The organism is Mycobacterium sp. NGS33, assembly GCF_059812885.1.
Map to the genome: position 1 here is coordinate 609,551 of NZ_JCALDN010000002.1, position 24,410 is coordinate 633,960.

The 24,410-nt window shown below is 67.0% G+C and carries 25 protein-coding genes; 14 read left to right on the plus strand and 11 right to left on the minus strand.

All coding sequences use genetic code 11. The features are described from left to right. Positions 1-3: 3 nt before the first annotated feature. Both AC5Y5B_RS06895 and AC5Y5B_RS06900 read left to right on the plus strand, forming a co-directional pair. Complete coding sequence (locus AC5Y5B_RS06895; RefSeq protein ID WP_500004536.1) at positions 4-1,494, plus strand: molybdopterin-dependent oxidoreductase; 1,491 nt, start codon at positions 4-6, stop codon at positions 1,492-1,494. A 1-nt stretch (position 1,495) separates the two neighbouring features. Then, on the plus strand, positions 1,496-1,819 hold the full coding sequence (locus tag AC5Y5B_RS06900) for a hypothetical protein (RefSeq protein WP_500004538.1): 324 nt from the start codon (positions 1,496-1,498) through the stop codon (positions 1,817-1,819). Here AC5Y5B_RS06900 and AC5Y5B_RS06905 read toward each other — a convergent pair. The 3 genes from AC5Y5B_RS06905 to AC5Y5B_RS06915 all read right to left on the minus strand — a co-directional run bounded on the left by AC5Y5B_RS06905 (position 1,767) and on the right by AC5Y5B_RS06915 (position 4,563). Further along, a complete protein-coding gene (locus AC5Y5B_RS06905; protein WP_112631870.1) occupies positions 1,767-2,141 on the minus strand; it encodes a hypothetical protein in 375 nt (124 codons plus the stop codon). The two genes, AC5Y5B_RS06900 and AC5Y5B_RS06905, sit on opposite strands and share 53 nt — an antisense overlap. A gap of 104 nt (positions 2,142-2,245) precedes the next feature. After that, positions 2,246-3,451 (minus strand): amidohydrolase family protein, encoded by a 1,206-nt coding sequence (locus AC5Y5B_RS06910; RefSeq protein ID WP_112631789.1) that lies wholly within the window; start codon positions 3,449-3,451, stop codon positions 2,246-2,248. A 77-nt stretch (positions 3,452-3,528) separates the two neighbouring features. Then, positions 3,529-4,563 carry a hotdog fold thioesterase gene (locus AC5Y5B_RS06915; RefSeq protein ID WP_112631788.1) on the minus strand — a complete coding sequence of 345 codons (1,035 nt, stop codon included), beginning with the start codon at positions 4,561-4,563 and terminating at the stop codon, positions 3,529-3,531. A 357-nt stretch (positions 4,564-4,920) separates the two neighbouring features. Here AC5Y5B_RS06915 and AC5Y5B_RS06920 point away from each other — a divergent pair, with 357 nt between their 5' ends. From AC5Y5B_RS06920 to AC5Y5B_RS06930, 3 genes are read left to right on the plus strand one after another with little or no spacing between them, the layout of a single operon-like run. Further along, positions 4,921-5,892 carry a metal-dependent hydrolase gene (locus AC5Y5B_RS06920; protein ID WP_500004541.1) on the plus strand — a complete coding sequence of 324 codons (972 nt, stop codon included), beginning with the start codon at positions 4,921-4,923 and terminating at the stop codon, positions 5,890-5,892. A gap of 8 nt (positions 5,893-5,900) precedes the next feature. Then, on the plus strand, positions 5,901-6,077 hold the full coding sequence (locus AC5Y5B_RS06925; RefSeq protein WP_500004544.1) for a ferredoxin: 177 nt from the start codon (positions 5,901-5,903) through the stop codon (positions 6,075-6,077). 4 nt (positions 6,078-6,081) lie between these two features. Then, a complete protein-coding gene (locus AC5Y5B_RS06930; RefSeq protein ID WP_500004546.1) occupies positions 6,082-7,290 on the plus strand; it encodes an NAD(P)/FAD-dependent oxidoreductase in 1,209 nt (402 codons plus the stop codon). Here the strand turns inward: AC5Y5B_RS06930 and AC5Y5B_RS06935 are convergent. From AC5Y5B_RS06935 to AC5Y5B_RS06955, 5 genes are read right to left on the minus strand one after another with little or no spacing between them, the layout of a single operon-like run. Beyond that, positions 7,287-8,789: a class I adenylate-forming enzyme family protein gene (locus AC5Y5B_RS06935; protein WP_112631784.1), complete on the minus strand. Its 1,503-nt coding sequence runs from the start codon at positions 8,787-8,789 to the stop codon at positions 7,287-7,289. The genes AC5Y5B_RS06930 and AC5Y5B_RS06935 overlap by 4 nt on opposite strands. Then, positions 8,786-9,721, minus strand: a complete 936-nt coding sequence (locus AC5Y5B_RS06940) for an acyl-CoA dehydrogenase family protein (RefSeq protein WP_112631783.1) — start codon at positions 9,719-9,721, stop codon at positions 8,786-8,788. The genes AC5Y5B_RS06935 and AC5Y5B_RS06940 overlap by 4 nt, the downstream gene beginning before the upstream one ends. Next, positions 9,718-10,875 carry an acyl-CoA dehydrogenase family protein gene (locus AC5Y5B_RS06945; RefSeq protein ID WP_500004549.1) on the minus strand — a complete coding sequence of 386 codons (1,158 nt, stop codon included), beginning with the start codon at positions 10,873-10,875 and terminating at the stop codon, positions 9,718-9,720. Before AC5Y5B_RS06945 ends, AC5Y5B_RS06940 begins: the two co-directional genes overlap by 4 nt. Continuing rightward, positions 10,872-11,972 carry an acyl-CoA dehydrogenase family protein gene (locus tag AC5Y5B_RS06950; RefSeq protein WP_112631782.1) on the minus strand — a complete coding sequence of 367 codons (1,101 nt, stop codon included), beginning with the start codon at positions 11,970-11,972 and terminating at the stop codon, positions 10,872-10,874. Before AC5Y5B_RS06950 ends, AC5Y5B_RS06945 begins: the two co-directional genes overlap by 4 nt. A gap of 49 nt (positions 11,973-12,021) precedes the next feature. Then, positions 12,022-13,089: an acyl-CoA dehydrogenase family protein gene (locus AC5Y5B_RS06955; RefSeq protein ID WP_500004552.1), complete on the minus strand. Its 1,068-nt coding sequence runs from the start codon at positions 13,087-13,089 to the stop codon at positions 12,022-12,024. Between the two features lie 75 nt (positions 13,090-13,164). On the opposite strand from AC5Y5B_RS06955, the gene AC5Y5B_RS06960 reads away from it, so the two are divergent. After that, on the plus strand, positions 13,165-14,031 hold the full coding sequence (locus AC5Y5B_RS06960) for an LLM class flavin-dependent oxidoreductase (protein ID WP_500004556.1): 867 nt from the start codon (positions 13,165-13,167) through the stop codon (positions 14,029-14,031). On the opposite strand, the gene AC5Y5B_RS06965 is transcribed toward AC5Y5B_RS06960, so the two are convergent. Together AC5Y5B_RS06965 and AC5Y5B_RS06970 are read right to left on the minus strand one after the other, a co-directional pair. Further along, entirely contained in the window at positions 13,994-14,713 is a 720-nt protein-coding gene (locus AC5Y5B_RS06965; RefSeq protein WP_112631779.1) for an SDR family oxidoreductase, read from the minus strand. The genes AC5Y5B_RS06960 and AC5Y5B_RS06965 overlap by 38 nt on opposite strands. Before the next feature lie 19 nt (positions 14,714-14,732). Further along, complete coding sequence (locus AC5Y5B_RS06970) at positions 14,733-15,554, minus strand: FadR/GntR family transcriptional regulator (RefSeq protein ID WP_066866638.1); 822 nt, start codon at positions 15,552-15,554, stop codon at positions 14,733-14,735. Between the two features lie 100 nt (positions 15,555-15,654). Between AC5Y5B_RS06970 and AC5Y5B_RS06975 the strand changes: the two genes are divergently transcribed. After that, positions 15,655-18,042, plus strand: a complete 2,388-nt coding sequence (locus AC5Y5B_RS06975) for a CaiB/BaiF CoA-transferase family protein (RefSeq protein WP_112631778.1) — start codon at positions 15,655-15,657, stop codon at positions 18,040-18,042. An 18-nt stretch (positions 18,043-18,060) separates the two neighbouring features. Further along, positions 18,061-18,252, plus strand: a complete 192-nt coding sequence (locus AC5Y5B_RS06980; protein ID WP_064884705.1) for a ferredoxin — start codon at positions 18,061-18,063, stop codon at positions 18,250-18,252. 24 nt (positions 18,253-18,276) lie between these two features. Here the strand turns inward: AC5Y5B_RS06980 and AC5Y5B_RS06985 are convergent, their stop codons facing one another. Beyond that, positions 18,277-19,575, minus strand: a complete 1,299-nt coding sequence (locus tag AC5Y5B_RS06985) for a cytochrome P450 (protein WP_430917906.1) — start codon at positions 19,573-19,575, stop codon at positions 18,277-18,279. A gap of 93 nt (positions 19,576-19,668) precedes the next feature. Between AC5Y5B_RS06985 and AC5Y5B_RS06990 the strand changes: the two genes are divergently transcribed. From AC5Y5B_RS06990 to AC5Y5B_RS07015, 6 genes are all read left to right on the plus strand, one after another. Then, positions 19,669-20,778, plus strand: a complete 1,110-nt coding sequence (locus AC5Y5B_RS06990; protein WP_500004565.1) for an aromatic ring-hydroxylating oxygenase subunit alpha — start codon at positions 19,669-19,671, stop codon at positions 20,776-20,778. Positions 20,779-20,788: 10 nt separating this feature from the next. Beyond that, the gene (locus tag AC5Y5B_RS06995) at positions 20,789-22,354 is read left to right on the plus strand and encodes an AMP-binding protein (protein WP_500004567.1); all 1,566 of its coding nucleotides are present in this window, start codon (positions 20,789-20,791) and stop codon (positions 22,352-22,354) included. Between the two features lie 90 nt (positions 22,355-22,444). Then, the gene (locus AC5Y5B_RS07000) at positions 22,445-22,870 is read left to right on the plus strand and encodes a nuclear transport factor 2 family protein (protein WP_112631775.1); all 426 of its coding nucleotides are present in this window, start codon (positions 22,445-22,447) and stop codon (positions 22,868-22,870) included. Positions 22,871-22,883: 13 nt separating this feature from the next. Then, complete coding sequence (locus AC5Y5B_RS07005; RefSeq protein WP_500004570.1) at positions 22,884-23,414, plus strand: MaoC family dehydratase; 531 nt, start codon at positions 22,884-22,886, stop codon at positions 23,412-23,414. Further along, positions 23,411-23,872: a MaoC/PaaZ C-terminal domain-containing protein gene (locus tag AC5Y5B_RS07010; RefSeq protein ID WP_500004572.1), complete on the plus strand. Its 462-nt coding sequence runs from the start codon at positions 23,411-23,413 to the stop codon at positions 23,870-23,872. The genes AC5Y5B_RS07005 and AC5Y5B_RS07010 overlap by 4 nt, the downstream gene beginning before the upstream one ends. Continuing rightward, positions 23,863-24,390 carry a maleylpyruvate isomerase family mycothiol-dependent enzyme gene (locus AC5Y5B_RS07015; protein WP_500004573.1) on the plus strand — a complete coding sequence of 176 codons (528 nt, stop codon included), beginning with the start codon at positions 23,863-23,865 and terminating at the stop codon, positions 24,388-24,390. Before AC5Y5B_RS07010 ends, AC5Y5B_RS07015 begins: the two co-directional genes overlap by 10 nt. The last annotated feature ends 20 nt before the right edge of the window (positions 24,391-24,410 follow it).

Sequence of the window (24,410 nt, forward strand, 5' to 3'; positions counted from 1 at the left end):
GGCATGACGACGTTGGACTATCCGGCATGGCTGCGCATCGATCATTGGCTGAACGTGCTCTTCGTGACGCTCATTTTGCGCAGTGGTCTCGAGATTTTGGCCACCCACCCGAAGTTGTATTGGCACGACGACAGCAAGCCGGGCACGGAGTGGGCCCGCTTTACCCGAAAGGTCATGCCGCGCGACAGGATCTACGACACCCTTGACGAGGAAGAGGACTACAGCCCGTTCATCTCGCTGCCCGGTCGCGCGCAGCTGGGCGTGGGCCGGCACTGGCACTTCTTCGTGGTGATCGGCTGGATTCTGCTGGGCCTGTCGTACTACATCCTGTTGTTCGCCACCGGTCAATGGCACCGCTACTGGCCCGCCTCATGGTCGATTTTTCCCGAAGCGTGGGACGACGTCGTCACGTACCTGTCGTTCAACCTGCCGCCGGTGCTGCCCGGTGAACCGCTGGACGCCATGCAGAAGCTGACGTACGCGGGAGTCATCTTCGTCCTTGCGCCGTTTCAGATCCTGACCGGCGCCGCTCAGTCGCCGGCGATCGAGGCGCGGTTCCCGTGGTACGTGCAGATGTGGGGCGGTCGGCAATGGGCGCGCAGCTTGCACTTCCTGGGCCTGGTCGCCTTCCTGGTGTTCATCGCGATTCACCTGTCGATGATTTTCTTCTGGGGCTGGGGCCGGCTCACGGCGGCAATGATTTTCGGCGCCGTTCGCAATACGTACTGGGCGACCGCGATCTCGCTGTCGATCATCGCGGCGATCATCGGCGTCCATGTCGCGGCCACGATCTGGAGCCTGCGCAACCCGCGCTCGGTGCAGCGCGTGCTGGGCGCGGTGGTCACCGCGGCTCGTCGTCTGCTGTTGCGGCCGTTGAACTCACGCCAGAACTATCCGCAGCACAAGATCTCCAAGCAGCACCGTGTCAACGGAAAGCCGCCCACCAGCACGGAATACAAGGTGATGGCGGTGCACAACTTCGTGGACTGGCGACTCCGGGTGGGCGGCCTGGTGGAAAACCCGGTGACCCTGGACCTGAGCGCACTACGCGCACTCGCCGAGGCGGAAACCCAATGCGTGATGCACAACTGCGTCCAGGGCTGGACCAGCATCGGCGAGTGGACCGGCGTCCACCTGCGTCAGCTTGTGGACCTGGTGCGGCCGCTGCCCCAGGCGCGCTACGTGTGCTTCCTGACCATGCAGGACAACAGCACCGACGAGCCGGCGTCGCACGGCGGCGGCCAGTTCTACGAGGTGCTCGACCTCGAGTTCGCCGACAAGCCACAGACCCTGCTGGCGTACGAAATGAACGGCACGCCGTTGCCGATCCAGCACGGCGCCCCCCTGCGTCTGCGGGTGGAAACCCAAGTGGGATTCAAAATGGCCAAGTGGATCAACCAGATCGAGTTCGTCGAGGACTACGCCGGGATCGGCATGGGTACCGGAGGGTGGCGGGAGGACCGCGTGTACTACGACAAGGACGTGGAAATCTGAGATGACCGACATGGCGACCGAGGGGATCGGGGTACGCCCCGAGCTGATCAGCCTGGATTCGGTGGCGCGACATCGCGTCCTCGAGCAGGTCACCGCCAAGGGCGGACATTGTGAGACTTGCGGCGCAACCGATTTCGCCGTCGGCGACGCCCTGTATCTGGGTTTTCTGTTTCTCGATGAGGACACCGACGCCTACATGATCGCCCTGACCTGCCGCAATCCGGACTGCGCGAAGCCGCGGACCGCGATCAGGCTGTCCGACAAGGACTTTCTCACCTACGCGCCAGGCGCCACGGACGCTTCCGGACACGACTCCGATCGCTAGCCTGACCGTCGGTGGATCCGGGCAGCTTCGGCCGAGTCAGGTCGAATCGCTCGATGAGAGGCGATAACTCGCGTAGCCGATCGCACAGCGATTCAAACCGCCGCTGATCGTCGTCGCCGAGTCGGCCCAGCGAACTGTAGTGCGCCACCCGGGGGAGCCGTCCCGCGAGTGCGGTGCCCCACCGGATGTTCAGGTCGTAGACCGCTTCGTCGTCGACGTCGTCGCGCTGCCCGAGTCGTTCGAGCGCTTCGATCTGCTCGGTGAGAAACGCGACGTCGTCATCGATGCTGACCGGCGTCCCGTCGTTCGGTGCCGCGCTCATCTGCAATCCATCCGCCGTCGGCCGCGACTCGTCAAAACTCATGCCGACGAGTACCCCACGGCGGTCCGGCTACACCGAACCGCCGTGGGGCAGCGATCAGACGATCAGGCCGAGACCGGCTTTTTGGCCGGCGCGGAGACCTTCATGAGCTTCATCAGGTTGCCACCCATGATCTTCGCCTTGTCCTCGTCGCTGAAGTCGCCGAGTTCGTCGACGAACGAAATGGGGTCCTTCAGGCCCTCCGGGTGTGGCCAGTCGGACCCGAACAGCACCCGGTCGGTGCCCACCATCTTGACGATCTCGGTGAAGCGGTCCTCCCAGAACGGCGTGATGTAGACGCAGCGCTTGAACGCCTCGACGGGGTCCTCACTGAACGACTGCGGCATCTTCTTGTAGACGCCCTTGAGGCCCTTAAAGAGGTCCGGCACCCAGTCGGCGCCGTTCTCGATCGACAGGATCCGCAGTTCGGGGTTGCGGGACAGCGCGCCGTGACACACCAGCGCACCCATCGCGTCCAGGATCGGCCGGTGGCCCATCGCGAAGCTGCGGAAAGGGGTCGGCTTGAACGGCAGGAATTCGTCGCCGGGTTCCCACACATTCGCGAACTCGGAGTAGCCGCTGTCCGAGGCGTGCATCGAGACGGGCAGCTCGGCTTTGATGCAGGCCTGCCAGAACGGGTCGAATTCCTCAAGCCCGAACGACCGGCTGCCCTTGTAGCCGGGCACCGGCGCCGGGCGGACCAGCACGGTGCGTGCACCACGCTCCAGGCACCACTGAAGTTCCTCGAGCGCGCGGTCGACGATCGGCAGCGTGATCACGGGGGTGGCGAAGATGCGGTCGGAGTAGTTGAACGACCACTGCTCATACATCCATTCGTTGAGCGCGTGGATGACGTCGTGGGTCATCTCCGGGTCGTCCTTCATGCGCTCTTCGACCAGGCTGGCCAGGGTCGGGAACATCAGGGCGTAGTCGATGCCGAGCTCGTCCATGACCTCCAGCCGGGCGCCCGGTTCGCGGAAGGCGGGGATGGCCTTCATCGGCTCGCCGAGGATCTCGCGGTAGCTCTTGCCCTGCGCGCCGTTGCGGAAGTAGTCCTCCTGTGCGCCCGGCTTGGCGACCACCTCGAACGTCGGGTTCGGGATGTATTCGCTGATGTGGCCGCGGACCACGATCTTGGTGCGGCCGCGCACCTGCACGTAGTCGATGACCCGTTTGCGGTTCTCCGGCAGGAACTTGGTCAGCGCTTCCTGCGGCTCGTACATGTGGTTGTCCGCGTCGAAGACGGGGAAGGGCAGTTCCCGAGACGGCATGGCGATCTCCTAGCAGAAGTCTCGATTCGCATTTGTGGTAACGACGTTACCACTTTCGCGCAACCCGGTATAGCGGTTCAGGCGTCGGCCCGCAGCCCAGCCGTCGGGGTATCGCCGTTGATGACGGCGAAATTCACCGTGGCCGTGGCGAGCAGCTCGTCGTCGCCGTCGCCGTAGATGTCCACCTGCATCACCATCGCGCGTCGTCCCGATCGCAACATCGTGGGGACCGCGAACGCCGCGCCCTGCCGGACCGGCCGCAGGTAACGGATGAACAGATCGGAGGTGGTCATCGTGGTGCCCGGCTGCAGGTAGTCCAGCCCGAATTGTCCGCCCGCCACGTCCACCAGCGTGGCGATCAGGCCGCCCTGCAGCGCGCCCGAGGTGTTGACGACCGCGGGGCTGACCGGCATCGTCATGGCGAATTGGCCGTTGCGGGTGCTGGGCCGCATGCCGATCTGGGCGAACAGCTCGGCCAGCGACGGCGCGCCGGCCGACTCTTTGTCGGTGTCGCGGATGCCCAGGGCGCGGCTGCAGAAGTCGTAGAGCTGGCCCGCATCGACCGGTGTTCCGTTCAATTCCGAACTGAGCCAATGCAATCGCTGCGCACCCATCATCGTCTGCATGACGATGGCGGCCGCCGCCCCGACGTCCAATCCGGGGTTGAACACCCCCTCGGTGATGCCCTGCCCGACGATGTCGCGAATGAGGCCGTGCAGGGGAGAGAGCACCCGGGCGTATTCGCGGGGCCGGGTCTCGGCCAGGTGTTGGTTGTAGAGCGTCAACGCGCGGTTGAGGCTGTCCTGGGTGCTCGATTCCGGCTGCTGGCTGACTCGGTCGATCAACAGTTTCAGCGCCGAGGTGCTGTCCAGCCCCGTCGTCTCGGCGCGCCACGTCTTCACCGATTGGGCGATGGTTCGGTCGAACAACGCCAGCAGCAGCTCGTCCTTGCTGCTGAAGTGTTGGTAGAAGGCGCGCAACGACGTCTTGGACCGCGCGACCACCTCTTGCACCGTGAAATCGGTGCGGCCCGTTTCGCCCAGTATGGCCACGGCCGTCTTGATGAAGCGGTCGCCGCGCGTTACCTCGACGTCCTCGCCGGAGTCGGCCATGAGCGATTGGTCCCTTCCCTCGCGCGCCGCTCGCGCTATGAGAACGAGGTTACCGCTCACCGCGGCCTATTCGCGAAGGTGTTGTCATTCGATTCGGTGTCGGTGTTTATCGAAGGCAAGGTTCTACAGAGAACTCTCAGGAACCCGGTACCGCTAGTACGAATAGCCGGCCGCCGGTACGGGTACGCGCTTAGTGAACGGTTGTACGCGCGAAGCGCGGCTCCACGTTGGGCACGGCGAGTACGACGAAGGCCGGCGTTCGGCCGGCAGGTCGACCGGTCCTCGAAACGGCGACCGGTCCGCAAAACGGAATCGACCGACGCAGCGCGATTGGCCGAGGGAGGAAAAGAGTTCCTGATGCCAGAGGTTCAACTTCATCACGACGGACACCCGAAGTACCGCCGCATGGTCCGGTTCGACTGGTCGGACACGCCGTTGCACTGGGTTCCCGACGACCCCTTCTCGACCCACATGATGAACGTCTTGCACCTGTTGCTACCCGAGGGCGAACGGCACTTCATCAAGGCCGTTCTCGAGGCCTCGTCGTTGGTCGACGACCCGGAGTTGGAGGCGGCGATCAAGCCGTTCATCCAGCAGGAGTCCTGGCATGCCTGGGCGCACCAGGTGGTGCTCGACCATCTGGCCGAACAGGGCATCGACACCAAGCCGTACACCGAGCGCCTCCGCAAAACGTTGTCGGTGACGCTGGGCGATCCGCCCAAGTTGTTCCCACCTGGTTTGCAGCGGTGGTGGCTCTATCGCCGCCTGGCCGATGTGGCCGCCCTGGAACATTTCACGGCGATGTTAGGGCAATGGGTGCTGCAGAATCGCGGCTTGGATTACGCGGGCACCGACCCGATGATGCTCGATCTGCTGCGCTGGCACGCCGCCGAGGAGGTCGAGCACCGCTCACTCGTGTTCGACGTCTACCAGCATGTGTGCGGAAGTTACTGGATCCGAGCGGCCTCGATGTTCATCACGGCCCCGCTGTTCATCGGCTGGTGGATCGCCGGAGCTCGTTACCTGATGAACCATGACCCGACGAGCGACGAGAAGTGGCGATGGCGGGACTGGCTGCGGGCCGCCCGCCAGTACCGGCTGCCGGGCCCCTGGTGGCTCATGGTGACCATGCCCGTGCGGTATCTGCGGCCCAGTCACCATCCGGGCCCCGAGGCGGTGACGGAGATGGCGACCGACTATCTGGAGTATTCGCCCGTCGCAAAGGCCGCCCGCGAGCGGGCGCGGTCACAGGCCAACTCCGGTGGACCCGACCACACAAAAATTGACGAAGGCCCAGCCCCGGGCGTGGAAAGGGCGAAGGCGCGATGAAGGTTTCGGTGGATCTCGACACCTGCGACGGCAACGGAGTCTGCATGAGCCTGTGCCATGCGGTATTCGAAGTGCGCGAAGACGGACTCCATCTGCTCCAAGATGAGCCGCCGTCCGAACTGCGCAGAGAGTTGAAAGCCGCAGAGGTGTCCTGCCCCACTCAGGCGATCTCGGTGGAGGACTGAACCGATGACGGCAGGTCGTCAGCTAAAGCAGGTAGTCGTCGTCGGTGCCGGCGTCGCGGGGACCCGTGCCGCCGAAACCCTAAGGCAGGACGGCTACGACGGTGAGCTCACCATCGTGGGAGCGGAACGGCACGCCCCGTACCATCGGCCGCCGCTGTCGAAGAAGCTGCTCACCGGGCGAGTGCACCGGGCGGGCGTCGACCTTGCCCCTCAATTCGGCATCGAGGCCCGCGTGCTGCGGGGAGCCACGGCGCTCGGGTTGGACATGGCTGCACGGACCATCCACCTGCGCGACGGCGATGACGATCTCAAGCTGCAGTTCGACGGCCTCGTGATCGCCACCGGCGCAGCCCCGCGCCAATGGCCGGGTGGCTCTGTTCCCGATGGGGTGCTGGTGCTTCGCACGGTCGACGACTGCCTGGCCATCCGCGAACGGTTAGATCATCGTCCGCGCGTCGTCGTGGTCGGAGGGGGTTTCATCGGTGCGGAGGTCGCCGCCAGCTGCCGGTCGATAGGGCTCGACGTGGCGCTGATCGAGAAGACCGCCGGCCCGCTGTTGGCCGCCTTGGGCCAGGAGCTGGCGCCTCGCTGGGCGGATCTGCATCGTCAGCATGGCGTGGACGTACGGGTTGGCGTGGGTGTCGACGCATTCGCTGGTAACGGCCGCGTTGAGGCGGTTCGGCTCACCGATGGTTCGCAGGTTCCGGCCGATCTCGTCGTCGTCGGCCTGGGCGTGACTCCCGCCACCGATTGGCTCGACGGCTCGGGGTTGCGGGTGGACGACGGCGTGGTCTGTGATGCCACGGGTACGGCCGAGGGTGGCACCGATGTCGTCGCGGCCGGTGATGTCGCGCGCTGGTGGCATCCGCTGTACGAACGGCATCTGCGGATCGAGCATTGGGATCACGCCGGACGTCAGGGCGCCGCTGCGGCCCGCACTCTGCTGGGGGGCAGGGACCGCGCGGAGAGCTACGACGAGGTTCCGTACTTCTGGTCCGATCAGTATGACGTCAAAGTCCAGATGCTCGGCGTGCCAACGGATTACGATGCGCTGGAATTCGTCGAAGGAGATCCCGACTCGTGGGAGTTCGTTGCCGCCTACGGCCGCAACGGCCACACCATAGCGGTGCTTGGAACGACGACGGATCGGGTGTACGCCTACCGCGATGCCATCGCGAAGCGGGCCGAATTTCCGCCGCCGCGGCCGGATTAGCCGCCCCGTGCCTCGATCATCGCCGAGCGGTTGACCTTGGTCGCCGCGGTCCGAGGAATGGAATCGACGAACTCGACGCTCTTGGGCGCCTTATAGGGGGCCAGGCGGTTCTTCGCGTATTCGATCACCTGCTGTTCGGTCAGTGCGGCGGCCCCATCGGAGTCGGCGCGCTGAACCACCGCGTGTACCCGGCGCCCCCATTGCGGGTCGGCAAGCCCGATCACGACGACGTCGGCGATGGCGGGGTGGCCGGCGAGCGCGGACTCGACCTCGGCCGGAAAGACATTGGCGCCGCCGGTGACGATCATGTCGACGCGGCGGTCGACGATGTAGAGGAAGCCGTCCTCGTCGAGGTGGCCGATGTCGCCGGCGGAGCGGAAGCCGTCCTCGGTCGACGGCAGCGGGGGCGCCCCGCCGAGATACCGGTATCCCGCGCTCATCGGCGCCCGCAGGTACACGTCACCGTCCTCGCCGGGACCCAGCGGCCGCTTGTCGGCGTCCAGAATTCGGATCTCGGTGTCCCGGAACCCGCGGCCCACACTGCCCGGGTGGGCCAGCCACTCGTCGCCGCGCAGCGCGGTGAGCCCGAGGTTTTCGGTCATGCCGTATGCCATCACGATCTGCTCGGGGCTGAGCAGTTCGAACCAGGTGCGCAGCAGTGACGGCGGCATCACCGCGGCGCCCTGCAGGATGAAGACGATGCTGGACAGGTCTCGCTGCCGCACGTCGGGCCGGGCGGCGATGCGCGCCAGCATGGTGGGCGTGGCGGTGAAGTTGGTGATCCGGAAGCGTTCGATGACATCGAGAACCAGTGCGGCATCGAACTTTTCGAGTATGACCAGGTGGTCGCCGGCCAGCATCATCAGGAAGGTGGCGAAGCCGTTGGTGTGATACATCGGCGCGGGCACCATGATGGTCTGCGGCTGGGCCACCGGCGTCCAGTTGGACAGGAACGGTTCGCCCTGCTGCGGGATCCACAGCGACGGCGCCAGGTTGAGGATCACCTTGGGCACACCGGTGGATCCGCTGCTGCAGATCCCGTTGGCGGTGGGGGAGACGGCGACCGGCAGGGCCTCCGCGGATTCGCCGGCCGCGGCGGCGTCGAGCTCCCAGCGGCTTCGTTCGTCGACGACCACGACGGGGTTGATCACCTCGCGCACCCGGTCTCGCTCCCATTCGGGAAGATCCCAGTGCATGGGGACGGGGACGGCGCCGATCTTCCAGCACCCCAGGGTCGCCAGTACCAGATGTTGGGAGTTCGGAATGGCCAGTGCCACAAGTGAACCCGTTTGTGCACCCCGGCCGGCCAGCGCCCGGCCCCACTGGTTGGCGCGGGCATCGAGTTCACCGAAGGTCAGCGAGGTGGCGCTGCCGTCCAGCGCGACGATCGTCGCGGCCGCATCGTCGCGCCGCTCATCGGCGAGCTGCTGCAGCTTTACCCCGAAAGGGATTCCCTCGTCGAACGGATTCGGCGCTGCATCGTCACCAGCGTCGGTCATGCCGATACCGGCTCGCTGAACAGCGTCTCGAATGACCCGTCCGGTACGCAGGGAATCAGGCGCAAGGCCAGTTCCTCGGTGCCCAGCGGCAACCGGATCAGCGGCTGGGTGTGCCGGTCGAGCACGCTGACGTCGGACTCGTCGCAGAACCCCAGGGCCCCGAGTAACTGGTGCGACGTGCGCATCACCTGTCGTGCCGTGTCCGCGGCCTTGAGCCGAAGGATCAGGGCGTCGGCCGAATGAATCTGCGCGGGGAGCGATTCGGGGCGGCAGATGGTGAACTTCGCGAGTTCGTGTAGCCCGCGGACCGCGACGGCGGCGTCGGCGACGGCGAACCTGACGGCCTGAAAGTCCGCGAGCGGCTTGCCGAACTGGATCCGGGCGCGCACATGCTCGGTGACCACCCGCAGCGACTGCTGCACCGATCCCAGAATCCGCCATGATCCCAGCACGAGATGAAGGTTAACGTCGGCGGCGGGCACGCTTCCCTCGGGTGCGCCCAACGTGGCCGGAACCAGGAAGGGTCCCAGCTTGGCGCCGGTCCGCGAGCCCGGCCGGGGCCGGTAGCGAGTGCCGTCCAGGTCCGCGGCGACCCAGTCACCGGCCAGGTCGCCGTGGTCGATGCGCGGCGCTTTCGGATTGACCAGGGTCAGGCGGGCGCCGTCGAGCGCCAGCAGCTCCTCCACCAATGGATAGGGGAGCACGGTGGCGCCGGCGGCCTGGCACAGCACCGCCGCGGCCAGCAGGTCGTCGGGCTCCGAACGCACGTCGAGGTCGAAGGCGCCGACCTCGTTGAGCGCGGTGCGCGCCGCATCCCGGATGGTGTCGTCGGTCTCCGCGCGCAACGCGGCCGGCGGTCCGCCCAATCGGGCCAAACGTTTACCCGCGACGGCGGCGAAGTCGCTGATGTCTTGCGGCAGATCGGTTTTCACCTGTGTTCTCCCAATACATCTCGTGCCACGAGCATGCGCTGCACCTCGATGGTGCCCGATGCCACCGTGGCCGCCTGCGCGTAACGCCAATGGTCTTCGACCGCTCCGTGCAGCGCCGCGGAGGTCCCGCTGTCCAGCGCCGTCGGCCCCAGCACGTCGAACAGCAGCTCGGCGACGAGCTGATCGCACGTGGTGGTGATGATGCGCGCGGCGCTCGCCGCCGCCCCCGCCGCCGCATCGTCCTGCAGTGACACGGCGCGATAGGCCAGCAGCCGGGCGACCCGCAGGTCGACGAGGGCCCGCACCCACCGGGTGCGGATGGTTTCGGGCAGCCGATCCCAGTCGTCGCCGAGTTGGGCGCGCATCCGTTCGAGCAGCGACTCACAGCGCGCGTAGCGTGCGATGCCCACCCGTTCGAAAGCCAGGGCTTCGCGCATCACCCGCCAGCCGTCGCCGACCTCCCCGAGCACGTCACCGGGATACGCCCGCACGTCGTCGAGGAACATCTCGTTGAGGTGGTGGGGTCCCAGCATCGACGGGATTGGCCGGACGGTGAAGCCCGCTCGGTCCATCGGAATGAGAAAGAGGGTGAGCCGCTTGTGTTTTGGGGCTTCGGGATCGGTGCAGGCCGCCAGTACGCACCAGGACGCCATCAGCGCGTACGACGTCCACACCTTCTGGCCGCTGATGCGCCACCCGTCGCCGTCGGCAACGGCGCGGGTGCGCAACGACACCAGGTCGGTTCCGGCCTCCGGTTCCGAAAAACCCTGACACCAGATCACGTCTCCCGAGGCGATGGCCGCCAGGTGCTTGGCCTTCTGCTCGGCCGTCCCGTATCGCATGAGCGCGGGCCCGACCCAATTGATCCCCATGTACTGCGGACCGCGCGGCTCGTGCTGGGCCCACATCTCCTCGCGCAGCACCGTCTGCTGCCAGACCGAACCACCGCCGCCGCCATGCTCTTTCGGCCACGCCAGCGCCAGCAGCCCTTCGGTGGCCAGCAGCTTGCAGAACGTCTCGGTGGTGGCGAGGTCCTGCGGGTTCTCGGTGCAGGCGCCCAGAAAGTCGGCGGGGATGTGGTTGGCAACCAGCTCGCGCAGGTGGCTGCGCAGTTGCCCGGCGTCGTCGCCGAGGTCGTAATCCATGGTCGTCATCCCTTCGGCAGCCCGAGCAGGCGCTCGGCGATGATGTTGCGCTGGACCTCCGACGTCCCGCCGTAGATGGTCGCGGCCAGCGCGTCCTGGCGTTCGAACAGCAGATCCGGGTCGGTGGCCGAATCGGGGCCCGCGACGGCCGCGCCGAGCTCCCAAACCCGCTGCAAGGTAAGCGATCCAAGCAGTTTCATGGTGTCGGCTTCCGGGCTGGGTTGCCCCGCGAGCTCGTTGCCCAAGGCGCGGTATCCGGTGGCGCGCAACGCTTCGGCGTCCGCGAGCAGTGAACCGAGTTCGGCGTACACGTCGTGGCTCGAGTCCGTGGCCTCGCGCACCGCGTCGAGCCCGCGTTTGATCTCGACCCAGTTCATGATCCAGATCATCTGGCGTTCGTGGTGCAGGGACGACAGGGCGACGTTCCAGCCGCCGTTGAGCGGTCCCAGCAGGTTCTCCGCCGGCACTTCGACGTCGTCGAGGAAGACCTCGCAGAACGTCTCATCGGAGATCGACGACATCCGGATGGGCTCGATCCTGACCCCGGGCGACCGCAGGTCGAGGATGAGGCACGAGATGCCATGGTGTTTCGGCGCTTCGGGATCCGTGCGGGCGTACAGGGTGCACCACCGCGACACGTGCGCCTGGGTGGTCCAGATCTTGTGGCCGTTGACCCGGAACACGTCGCCGTCGCGCACCGCGCGGGTGCGCAGGCCGGCGAAATCCGAGCCCGCCTCGGGCTCGGACATGCCCAGCGCCCACCACTCGTCGCCGCGCAGCAGCGGAACGAGCAGACGCTCGATCTGGGCGGGCGTGCCGAATTGCCGGATGCCCGGCGCGGCGACGCCGGGCCCCTGGATGTTGGGGAGCTTGGGCGCCGAGCGCAGCGCCGCCTCGATGCGGACTTCCATGGCGTCGCGCAGGCCCAGCGACCGGCCGCCGTGCTCGCGGGGCCAGGTCGGCTGCAGCCAGCCGGCCTCGAACGAGGCCCGCTGGTAATCGCGCCGCAAACTCAAGTCCCAGCGGTATCGGCGATAGTTCGCGTAGTAGTCGTCGGGCAGAAACTCCGCCAGCCACGCGCCGAATTCCGCCACCACGGCGCTCATAGGCACCGCTCCTTCTCATCGCTGCGCTCTGCATCGTCGCCGGTGCGGCTCATGCGGCACCCCCGCAGAATCGGCGGCCGACCTCGTAATACAGCGAGCGGCTGTCACCCAGCATGGCGGCGCCCTGCCAGGCGCGCCTGACGTAGAGGTGGGCGTCGTGCTCCCAGGTCTGGCCCAGCGCGCCGTGCACCTGGACCGACGTGCGCGCGCAACTGGCCGCCGCATCGTTGGCCGCCGCCTTGGCCAGCGCCGCGGCGGTGAACACCTCCGCCGCCGGTGAGGCCGGGTCGGCGAGCCGCGCCGCCGCGGCGTAGGTCAGGCTGCGGGCGCGTTCGACGCTGACGTAGTTGTCGGCCAGCGCGTGTTTGATGCCCTGGAACGCGCCGATCGGCTGGCCGAACTGGCGCCGCGACTTCGCGTATTCGACCGATCGGTGCAGCGCGGCGCCCGCCACGCCGAGAAGGTCGGCGGCCGCGGCCACCCAGGGGGCCGTCAGTGCCGAGTCGACGTCGACCGGCGCCACCGCGACGGGCTCGGCGTCGATCTCGACGCCGGCCAGGGGCTGAGCGGGATCGGTGGATTCGGCCGCCGGCACCAGGGTGACGCCGTCGCCGCAGCGCACGACCGCGGCTACGGTGTCACCGTCGTCGGAACGGGCCAGCGTGACGACGAGCTCCGCGCGCGACAGATGGGGGACGGCGACCGCGGTGCCGCGCAGGCGGCCCTGGCGCAGTGTCATCGGCGCCCCGGGCAGTCGAGTCCCCTGGGCGTGGACGGCCAGCGTGGCCACCACACCGCCGGCGATGTCGGTCAGCACCGAGTCGAGCCCGGTGTTGCGCAGCAGACCGCCGGCCAGACCGACGCTGCCCAGCAACGGAATTGGAGCGAGCGCCGCACCGCATTCCTCGAGAACCACGGCCAGTTCGACCGGTCCGTAGTCGCCGCCCGGGGCGGCGAGCTCGGTCCAACCGAGGTCGACGACCGTCTTCCACAGGGTGCGCCAGCGCTCGGGATCGGTGATCGCTTGACGCGCGGCGTCGGGTGGACACTCCGTACGTAATATGTCGCGTACGGTGTCGCGCAGCGACAGCTGCTCAGAATTCAGCCCGACATCCATAAGACCTCTAACATAGTAAAGATAATAAACTAGCCGTGCCGTCGCAATCGCACGGATCCGACGTAGAGGTGGCGCATGGCCCAGTGGTATCTGTTCCTGCCGCAGGTGAGATTGTCGGCGGCCGACATCGCGGACCGGGCGCGTCACGCCGAGGCCAGCGGGTTCGACGGGATCGCTTTCATCGATCACCTCGAGGCGCCCGGGCTCCCCGACGAAAGCATCTGGGAGGCAATGGGCATTGCCACCTGGGTGGCGGCCAAGACCGAGCGCCTGCGGATCGGGCATCTGGTGCTGTGCGACGCGTTTCGCCATCCCGCCGTGCTTGCCAAGCAGGCGGTCACGCTGTCGGAGGCCTCGGAGGGCAGGTTCGAGTTGGGCCTCGGCGCGGGATCGTGGCCCTCGGAATTCACCAGATTCGATGTCGGGCAACAGGATCCGCGGGCCAGGGTTGAACAACTGGGCGGGCATCTCGAGCTGATCAGGCAGTACTGGGGCGATGCGCCGGGGGAGGCCGCGCAGATGCCGCGCAGGTCCCACCCAATACCCCTGGTGCTGGGCGGAACCGGGCCACGGATGATGAAACTCGTTCGCGAACATGCGGATTGGTGGAATGTGCCGGCCAACCACCTCGACAGGCTGGCCGAGCTCGCCCCCGAATCGGGATCGGCCCGGGTATCGATCCAGCAGATGGTGGGATTTGTCCGGACGGGCAGCGACCCCACCGCCGTGCGCGAAGTGAGCACCAAGCGGTTCGGCAACCTGGGGCCGGGGCTGGTCTGCGGCGACGCCGAGGAGCTGAGCGGACACTTCGCCGGCCTGGCGGCTCAAGGCGTCGAACGCTTCTATGTCTGGTTCGCCGATTTCGCCGTCCCGGACTCGCTGCACGAGTTCGGCGAATCGGTGATCAAGGCGTTTGTTGGCGGCGCCGGCGGGCCTCGGTAGGCACCACCGGCGGGCGCGCGAACGGGCCGCGCTCCACGGCGGACAGCCGGATCTCAGGTAGATCGACCGACGGGTCGACGGTGTCCAGCCAGGCAACCGCCTCGGCGACATCCGCCACCTGAATCGCATACATCTCGAAGGGAACGTCCTGCAGCATCTCGGTGGCCACCGGGCCCGGCGTGACGATGTGCACGCTGATGCCGTCGCGGTCGACTTCGAGCGCAAGGGCTCGCGCGAACGCGTTCATTCCGGCCTTCGATGCGGAGTAGGCGGTGCGGGCCGGCATCGGCTCGTGTGCCGCCGACGACGAGATGAACACCAGCCGCGAGCCCGCCGACATCTTCGGCAGGACCGCGGACGTCACCACGAAGCACGAATCCAGGTTGGCCGACATGATGGCCCGCCACTGCTCGAAGGTCTGCTTGCGTGCGTAGGTTCCCCCGAGCGCACCCGCCGCGTGCACCACGAGGTCGATCGCCTCCAATGTGCTTAGTGCAGCGGGGAATCCGATCGGATCGGACGCGTCGGCGACGAGGTGGCGTGCTCCGATCTCCTCGGCGGCGGCCCGCAGCGGGGCCTCGCGGCGCGCAGAGAGGACCACATCGTAGCCGCGCTCGACCAGCTTGCGGGCGCACCCCTTTCCGATCCCGCCGCTACCGCCGGTGACCAATGCGGTTCGCATGACCGTTCCAGGCCGCCCTTCAGGAGTGTCGAATGTCCCGCGGCCGCGACAACGCCTGCGGAGAGAGCGCGTAGATGCGTTGGTCGTGCTGACCGGACAGGACGTAGGTTTGGGTGTCGGCCAGGTGCCGGCCCGCGATGCGGCGAGCCCGGTCGACGTTGCCCTCGGCGATGGTCTCGGTGAGCTTGACGTGCGTGTTGAGCACCGCGCGGCGTTGAGTGAGCGACGGGTAGGTGCCGCGGGACGCGCTCTCGTCGGCCCACTGCCGCTCGTGGCTGCTCCACAGTGTCTCGAGGCTGCCGACGACCGCGATGATCGTGTGATTGCCGCACCCGCGAACGACGTGGTCATGGAACTCACGCCCGATCTCGGTGAAAAGCCTTCCATCGTCCAGGTTTTCGGCCATCGACTCGTTGATGCGGGTGAGTTCGGGCACCAGGGTGCTCGCCCGGTCCGGCCGGCGGGCGGCCAGGGCGGCGCAGGCCGGTTCGAGTTCCTGCAGGGCCATGCCGAGGTCGGCGAGCTCGACGGACTCGCTTTGCAACAGCAGCCCGAGCATGTACGCGGCACTGGTCTTGGCCGGGGCGTGGACGACGGCACCACCTCGGTTGCCCCGCCGCACCGACACCAGCCCCTCGGTCTCCAAAATCCGCAAGGCTTCGCGCAGCGACACCAAGCTCACGTTGAACTGCTCGACGAGCACCTCCTGGCGCGGCAAGAGATCACCATCCGCGAGTTCGCCGTCGATGATCTGACGGCGCAACTCATCGGCTACGATTTCGGCGATCCGCGGCGCCGACAACCGGCGCCGGGCGTCGGGGCCAATTCCCAAGGCGGTCATCCGATCCTCGAAACACAAGCAACTCGCTGGCTTAGCTATTTTAGCAGTAATGATATAAATAGCTTCTCTGGTCGCATGCCGATCGGAAGGGCGGGTGTAATTGAGCGAGCGGGCCGAACGCCGGCCGACACCGCTACAGGATTTGCGTGTCGTCGAGATCAGTGACCGGATAGCGGGCAGCTACTGCGGGAAACTGCTGCTCGACGCCGGCGCGCAGGTGCGTAAAATCGAACCGCCGCAAGGCGATTCGTTGCGGGGCTACTCCGCCGGCGGTTCCCCGGTTGCCCCGGGGCGCACCGCGCCGTTCTTCAGTTACCTCAACGCGGGCAAGCGCAGCATGACGTTCGCCGTGGATTCACAGCGTTACCGCGACGAACTGGCCGGTGCCGACGTCATCGTGGTGACCGCGGGCCGGGCGGGCGCCGCGGCGCTGGGCGTCGACCCAGACCAACTGCTGGAGCGCTCGCCGCGGGCGATCATCGTCACCATCTCCGACTTCGGCTGGACCGGGCCTTACGCCGACCGGGCCGCCACCGAGTTCACCTTGCAGGCCTGGGCCGGCTCGCCGGGCTTCCGCGGCGACCCCGCCGGGCCGCCGATCTCCATCGGCGGCGATCTCGGGGAGTACATGGGCGGCGTGTTCGCCGCCTTCGGCGCCCTGGCCGTGCGCCGCCGGGTCGAGCGTGGCGGGCCCGGTGAGCATCTGGACCTGTCCATGCTGGAAGCGCTGACGACGATGCAAAGCAGCGAATGGCTGCATTCTCAGCTGCTGCGCGTCCCGCCGATCCGCCGCACCACCGAGGTTCCCTCGATCGAACCGGCCAAGGACGGCTACGTCGGGATCACGATGGTCACCGGACAGCAGTGGCTCGACTTCGTCGCGATGGTGGAGTGCCCCGTGCTGGAGGAGATCGAACAGCTGCGGTTTCAGATCGGGCGGTGGCAATACCGCGACCTGATCCGCGAACAGATCCATCCGTGGCTGGCCGAACGCACCGTCGCGGAAATCGTCGAACTCGGACAGCTTTTCCGGCTGCCGATCGCGGCGCTGGGCAACGGTTCCACCATCCGGGAGCTGGAGTATGTGCGCGATCGCGAGGTCTTCGTCGCCAATCCCGCCGGGTTCCATCAGCCCCGGCCGCCCTGGCTGATGGCGGCCTGTGCGCCCACGCCGGTGGGCGATACGCCCTCTGTCGGAGAGGCCGATGGCGAGTCCCCTTGGCGGCGTTCGGGACTCGAAGCGGAGCCGGAGCCCGACGGGCTACCGCTGGCCGGTGTTCGCATCGTCGACCTGACCGCTTTCTGGGCCGGGCCCGCGGCAACCCACCTGCTGGCCGCGTTCGGCGCCGACGTCGTCAAGATCGAGTCGATCCAGCGCCCGGACGGCATCCGGTACTCGGGCGGGATGCGCACCGATGTGGACGACTGGTGGGAGTACGGCTGGGTGTTCCACGCGATGAACACCAACAAGCGTTCGGTCACACTGGATTTGGGCTCCGAACGGGGCCGCGGTCTGTTCACCGAGCTGGTCGCCGGCGCCGACGTCGTGATCGAGAACTTCTCGCCGCGGGTGATGGAGCAATTCGGGCTGACCGATGATGCGCTGCGCAAGGTCAACCCGAACCTGGTGTTCGCCCGGATGCCCGCGTTCGGCGTCGAGGGCCCCTGGCGCGAACGCGTCGGGTTCGCGCCCACCATGGAGCAGATCGCCGGCCTGGCCTGGGTGACCGGCCTGCCCGACGCACCCCCCGTGGCACCGCGCGGGGCGTGCGATCCGCTGGCCGGTGTGCACGCCGCGTTCGCCGTGCTGGCGGCGCTGAACTTCGCCGAACGCACCGGGACGGGCCAACTGGTCGAGCTGCCGATGCTGGAAACCGTGCTCAACGCCACGGCGATTCAGGCGATCGAGTCCGAAGTGTTCGGGGTGACGCTGAGTCGTCGCGGCAACCGCGGTCACGGCGCGGCGATCCAGAACATCTACCGGTGCGCCGGATCCGACGAGTGGATCGCCATCACGGTTCGCGACGACGCGCAGTGGCAGGCGCTGGTGGAGTCGATGGGCCGACCGGCGTGGTGCGATGACAAGGAGCTGTCCACCGTCGCCGGGCGGCACGGGCGAGCCGACGACATCGATGCCCGGCTGGCGGACTGGTTCGTCGGGCGGCCACGCGATTCGACGGTGGAGCTGTTGGCGGGCGCGGGAATTCCCGCCGCGCCGGTGGTGTCGCCGTCGCTCGTCACCGACAACCCACAACTGCGCGAGCGCGGCTTTTTCGAAGCGTTGCACCATGCGAGTACCGGACTCGGGCTATACCCCTGCCCGCCGTTCGCTCGCCTCGCCGGCCAGGAGCGGTGGCTGCTGCGGCCGCCGCCGAAGCTGGGCGAGCACAATGAGGAGATCCTGCGCGAACGGTGCGGGCTGACCGACGAAGAACTGACCCGCCTCAGCACCGGCGGGGTGATCGGGACCCGGCCCAAGGGCCTCTAGAGAAGTGGAGGGCGTCTGATGCGCGTGACGGTCGACGAGAACTTGTGCGAGGCCAACGGCTTCTGCGAATCGCTTGCGCCGGAAGTGTTCGAGCTGGGCGACGAAGACGTCGTGCAGATCGCGGACGGCCCGGTGCCGCCGCGCCTGGAGATCGACGTGCGGGCGGCGGTGGACCAATGTCCCAAGGCCGCGTTGCGGTTGCAGGACTGACGCCGGTCGGTCGGCGCCCCTGACTCAGCGCCGCTCGGTCAGCGATATGGCCATCTCGTCGTAGATCGACATGTTGGTGGTCAGGTTCGGATGGGCCACCTTCGCCGGACCGATCTCGATGTCGTCGCAACGCAGGAACAGCTCGTCCAGGACCGCGCGCAGTTCGGCCCGGGCCAGCATCGCGCCCAGGCAGTGGTGCGGTCCGCCGCCGCCGAACGCCACGTGCGGATTGGGCTGTCGGCCGATGTCGAAGGTGAACGGCGAGGAGAAGACCTCCTCGTCGCGGTTGGCCGACCGCAGGGTCGACACCACCCGCTCGCCCTTGGCGATGTGCTGGCCGTCCATCTCGACGTCGACCTTCGCGGTGCGCGTCCAGTACGCCACCGGCGACGCCCAGCGCAACACCTCCTCGACCGCGCCGGCCCGCAGCTCTTCCCGCTCGCGATAGCGTTCCATCTGCTCGGGGTTGGCGACGAACGCCTGCAGACCGATGGCCAGTGCGTTCTTGGTGGTGTCGCTGCCGGCGAAGGCCAGCACGAAGAAGAAGAACTCGAGCTCGTTTTCGGCCAGGCTGAACTGCTCGCCGTCGTCACCGGTGATCACCGCGGAGGCCAGCGTGCTCCAGATGTCGTCGGTGGGATTGCGCCGCTTTTCGGCGGTGAGCTCCATCGCGTATTCGAAGACCGACGCGAAGAGCTCGGTTTCGACATGTCCGCTCGGGTGCTCCTCGGGCGCAAGCGCCTTCAGGATGCGGTCGAACAGCTCGAATATCCGCGGCCGGTCGTCCTCGGGGATGCCGATGATGTCGCCGATGACCGTCATCGGTAGCGCGTCGGCGACGTCGTCGATCCAGTCCCCGCCGCCCCGGGCGAGCAGGCCGTCGATCATCCGCGCCGCACGCTCCCGGATGCCGTTCTCCAGCTTGGCGATCGCACGCGGGTTGAAGGCGTTGGAGATCAGCTTGCGGCGCTTGTTCAGGTCGGGCGGGTCCAGCGTGATGATCGTGGGGGACGCCGAGAACATGGCGACCGGTTGAATGAGCGGGCCGTCGGCCGCGGTGAACGAGTCGGTGTCGCGGTGCAGGCGGACCGCATGCCGGTGTTTGGTGGCGACCCAGAATTGGCGCTGGACGGTGTCGGCGACGCCCGGTGTCAGGTCGTGCCGAAACAGCGGCCTGGTGCGCCGCAACTCGGCGAACAGCTCGTCGGGAAAACCGTTACGCCACAAAGCGAAATCGGAAAGGTCCACCGCGGCTGCCGTCATGCGAACCCCCATTGGCTCGGGCGCCACGCGACGCCCGGTCGGCGCCGCGTTGACGTTCAATGTCTAAAATAGTAAAAATAGACCTTAGTCGTCGAAACGCGGTGAGGTAAGAGCGGCCCAGATGCGCCCGGCCGCGTGGGAAACGGAGTTCTTGTGACGAATACGATTCCAGGGTCAGACCCTTCGGAACGGGAGTTCGGGCAGGCCGGTATCGCGCTGTCGACCTACCGTTTCCCGACGGGCTGGTTCATCGTCGCCTTCGGCACCGATCTGGCTCCCGGCCAGGTCCGGCGCGCGCACTACTTCGGCGAGGAGTTGGTGCTGTTCCGCACCGAGTCGGGCCAGGTCCACGTGATGGAGGCCTACTGCCAGCATCTGGGGGCCAACCTCGGGGTCGGCGGCACCGTGGAGGGCGAGAACATCGTCTGCCCCTGGCACGGGTGGCACTGGCGCGGCGACGGAACCAACGCGCTGATTCCCTACAGCAAGATCGGGTGCAAGAACAACGTTCGCATCCGGACCTATCCGAGCATGGAGTGGTACGGCTTCATCCTGGCCTGGCACGAGCGGCACGGCCGGGCGCCGTACTGGCAGCCGCCGGTCCTGCCGGAACTGGAAACCAACGAGTACTACTCGCTGCACCCGCACACCCAGATGCTCAACCGGGTCAAGGTGCATCCGCAGATGATCATCGAAAACGCCGCCGATCCCTACCACGTCCAATACGTGCACAAGGCCGCCAATCCGGCCACCACGGCGTCGTTCGAGGTGGCCGGGTATCACCTGCACGCCACGGTCAACGCCCATTTCGGCGGGGGCCGCGCCCAGACGTGGCTGACCCCGAACGGTCCGGTGGACGCCAAGATCATCTATGACAACTATTCGCTGGGGCTCGGCGTGGTGCGCTTCCCCAGCGAGCTGGTGGCGACCGTGCAGGTCACCGGCCAGACGCCGGTCGACGAGGACTACACCGATTACTTCTACACGCAGGCGTCCGTGCGGGAACCGGGCGACAGCGGTGACGTGCCCACCGGTCGTGCCGCCCGGTTCCTCGCCCTGCAGCAAGAGGTCATCAAACAGGACTTCTTCACGTGGGAGAACATGAAATACCTGGAGAAGCCGAATCTGGCCCCCGAAGAGGCACATGACTACGCGGCCCTGCGCCGCTGGGCGCACCGCTTCTACCCGGGGGAGCAGCCCTCGCCCTCGGACTTCGGATACAGCGCCGACGGGGAGCCGGATCCGGCGGCCGCCAAAGCTTGACGAAACCCTGATGCCCGGTCCCGCCGATTTCGGTGTCGACAGTTTCACCGTGCCGGCCGTGCTGGATCGGCGTGCCGAGCAGCATCCCGATCGGGTGATGATGTCGATCGCCGATGTGGACGTGACCTTCGAACAGATGCGTCGGCGGTCGTGCGCGGCGGCAAACATGTTGACCGACTTGGGTGTCGGACGCGGTGACCGCGTCGCGTTGTTCACCGGCACGTGTCCGGAATGGGTCTACTTCTGGCTGGGCGCCGCGCGGATCGGTGCGGTGAGCGCGGCGATCAATGCCGCGAACAAGGGCGACTTCCTGTTGCACGCCCTGCGCCTGTCGCAGGCCAAGGTGATGCTGACCGATGCCGAACGCCGGCCCCGCGCCGCCGAGGTCGCCGACGCGGCGGAGAGCCTGACGAACGTTGTGGTGCAGGGTGATTCGCTGACCGCGGCATTGATTGAACGCACCGGCGATGCGCCGACCGGTGGCCCGGGCCGGGCGGACGACCTCGCCTGCCTGTTCTACACCTCGGGCACCACGGGCCCGTCCAAAGCGGTCGCCACGACATGGCACTACCTGTTTTCGGTGGCCGCCACCGTCTCATCGGCCTGGCAATTACGCGAGGGCGAGGCGCTGTGGACGGCGATGCCGTTGTTTCACCTCAGCGCGGCACCCAGCATTTTGGTGCCCCTGCTGGTCGGCTCAACGACGGTGCTGTCCGGGGCTTTTCACCCCGGCGAGGTGTGGGACGACGTACGCGCCCGCGGCGCCGTCGGATTCGCCGGTGCCGGGGCGATGGTCACGATGTTGCAGAATCTGCCCGCGGATCCGGGTGATGCACGGCTGCCGCTGCGGTTCATCTCCGCCGCGCCGATCGATGCAGGCTCCTACCGCGACATCGAAAAGCGGTACGGCTGCCGCATTGTCACGATGTACGGGCTCACAGAGGCGTTTCCCATCGCGGTCAAGACCGTCGCCGACGACGGGATTCCCGGGACCTCGGGCCGGCCGAATCCCGATTTCGAAGTGCGGATCCTCGACGAACACGGGAATCCACTGCCCCCCGACGGCGTGGGTGAAATCGCCTGTCGGCCCAGGCGCCCGCACGTGATGAGCGAGGGTTACGTCGGCTCGGATGCGCGGATAAAACCGCATCCGGAATGGTTTCGCACCGGCGATCTCGGGCGCCTCGATCGTGATCAGAATCTGACCTATGTGGACCGAATCAAGGATGCGTTGCGCCGGCGCGGTGAGAATATCTCCTCGGTCGAAGTAGAGGCCGTGGTCATGAGCCATCCCGCCGTGGCGGAGGCCGCCGCGGTCGGCGTGCCCAGCGAGTTGGGCGAGGACGATGTGCTGGTGGTTGTCACCCTGCGGCCCGGTGCCACACTGGATTTCGCGGAATTGCTCGACTTCTGCGCGGCCCGCATGCCGTACTTCTGCGTGCCGCGTTTCGTGGAGACCGTGAGCGAACTGCCGAAGAACGTGATCGGCCGGATACGCAAAGACTTATTGCGCGAACGGGGCGCCGGTACGGGAGCGTGGGATCGTGAAAGTAGTGGGTATGTCGTTCGCCGTTAGGTTCCGTTAATGTCACGTAATAGTCGACGAGTTGCCTTAATGTCCCGTCAGCCCATTGTCGGCAGTCATTTCTGAGAGAGGCTGGAAGCGATGACCATGACCTATCAGGAACAGCAAATGCTGCAAGCCGCCACCGCACGCGGCGCCATCCTGGATCTGAATGCCCGGCACAATCGGGCCTACTCCGACGGCGATCGCGACCGCTGGATCTCCACCTTCCGCCATGCCGGAGCCAGCTATACCCGCGACGGTGAGGTGTTCAGCGACCTGCGTTCGGCCTTCGACGGTGGCGACGACCAACGACTTGTCACGGTCGATCACGAGATCCGCGTCGACGGGGTCACCGCGACTCAGCATTGCGTCGCCGTGCTTTACGCCGCGATGTATGGCGACACCACGCTGCGGGCCACCGGGACCTTCCGCGACACCTTGATCTATGAGCGGGGTGGCTGGTACTTCACTTCGCGTACCTTGCAGTGGGATTCGGTCCCGAGTCGCCACCCCCTCGTGATGTAAGCGGCACCGATACGTGGAACAGGACTTCAGTCAGCGGCTGACCTACGGCACGTACGACGACGCGCTGCGGATGGTGGGCGCGCGGAGCGAGCCGCGCATCGCCGGAACCGCGGTCAGCGCCGCACGCATCCAATTGTTCGCGGCGATGGTGCGCGACGGCAACCGCTCGTACTGGGATCCCGAGTTCGCCCGGCGGCAGTGGGGAGGATTGCTCGCACCGCCCGCGCTGTTGATGGGCTGGCTGATCGCACCGCCGTGGCAGCCCGGCGGTCGGAGCACTGTCTCGTTGATCGCCCTGCGGGTGCCGCTGCCCGGTACCACATTCATCAACGCGGCCAACGAGGTTGAGTTTCCGCAGCCCATCGTTGAAGGCGACGTGTTGACCGCAGTCGACGAGCTGGTATCGGTGTCACCAGAAAAGCGGACGCGGCTGGGCGTCGGCCATTTCGTCGAGACGCTGGAGACCTATCGTCGCCAGGACGGAACCGTGGTCGCCACCAACCGCAACACCTTGTTCCGCTTCACCCCCGGCGCGGCGTCGTGACCGGCGACGGCCTGGACTGGGCGACGATCACCGTCCCCGTCGACCTGCCGGAAGTGATCGACCACATCAGCTATCAGCGGGTGGTAGAGAACGCCGGAGCGACGTGGGACTATTTCCCCGGCCATTTCGACCCGAATTACGCTCAGGCGCAGGGTAATCCGACAATCTACGTCAACACCATGCACCTGGCGGGGTTCGCCGACCGCGTGGCGACCGACTGGGCGGGTCCGCGCTCCCGGGTGGTGCGCCGGTCCATGCGGCTGGTCGGGTCGGTGTATGCCGGCGACACGATGATCGGTCGGGGGCGGGCCGTGGCGAAGCGCCGGGACACCTCGGAGGACCCGCCGCGCTGTCTGGTCGACATCGAGATCCAGGTGACCAATCAGCACGGCGCGCTGTGCTGTCCGGTCGAGTTGACGCTGCAGCTACCAGAGTGCTCGGGCGATGGATGGACGTAGGCGAACGGCACTTAACGGCCTGCCGGCGGTTCGGCGAGGCGGTTGCCTCGGCGAACGGCAAATGGGACCGTCCGTCCCCGTGCGATGCGTGGGACGCCCGCGGGGTGCTCGAACACGTGATCGGTTTTCACGACGTACTTCTGTTGCGTCCCTTGGGGTTGAAACCCGCGCGGCCAAGTGGCGACCCGCAGGCCCGATGGCAAGTGACCTATGACGCGCTGGCGACGGCGTTTGATTCGGGTCGACCGAAACAACTCGACGAATACCGGCTGGTGCCGAATCTGACCCGTGACGTGTTGGTGCACACCTGGGACCTTGCCCGCGCGGTGGGCGCCGACGATCGGCTGGATCTCGAGTGGTGTGAGCTGTTTTGCGCCGGCCTGCCGGAGGATCCGCGGGTGTTGGTGGCCACCGGAATGTTCGGTGCGCCGATCCTGGTCGGCGACGAGACGGATGCGCAGGCAAGGCTTTTGGCACGGCTTGGCCGCGACCCGCGGTGGCGGCCGGGGGTCTCATAGGGGCGCCTGCGCACACCACA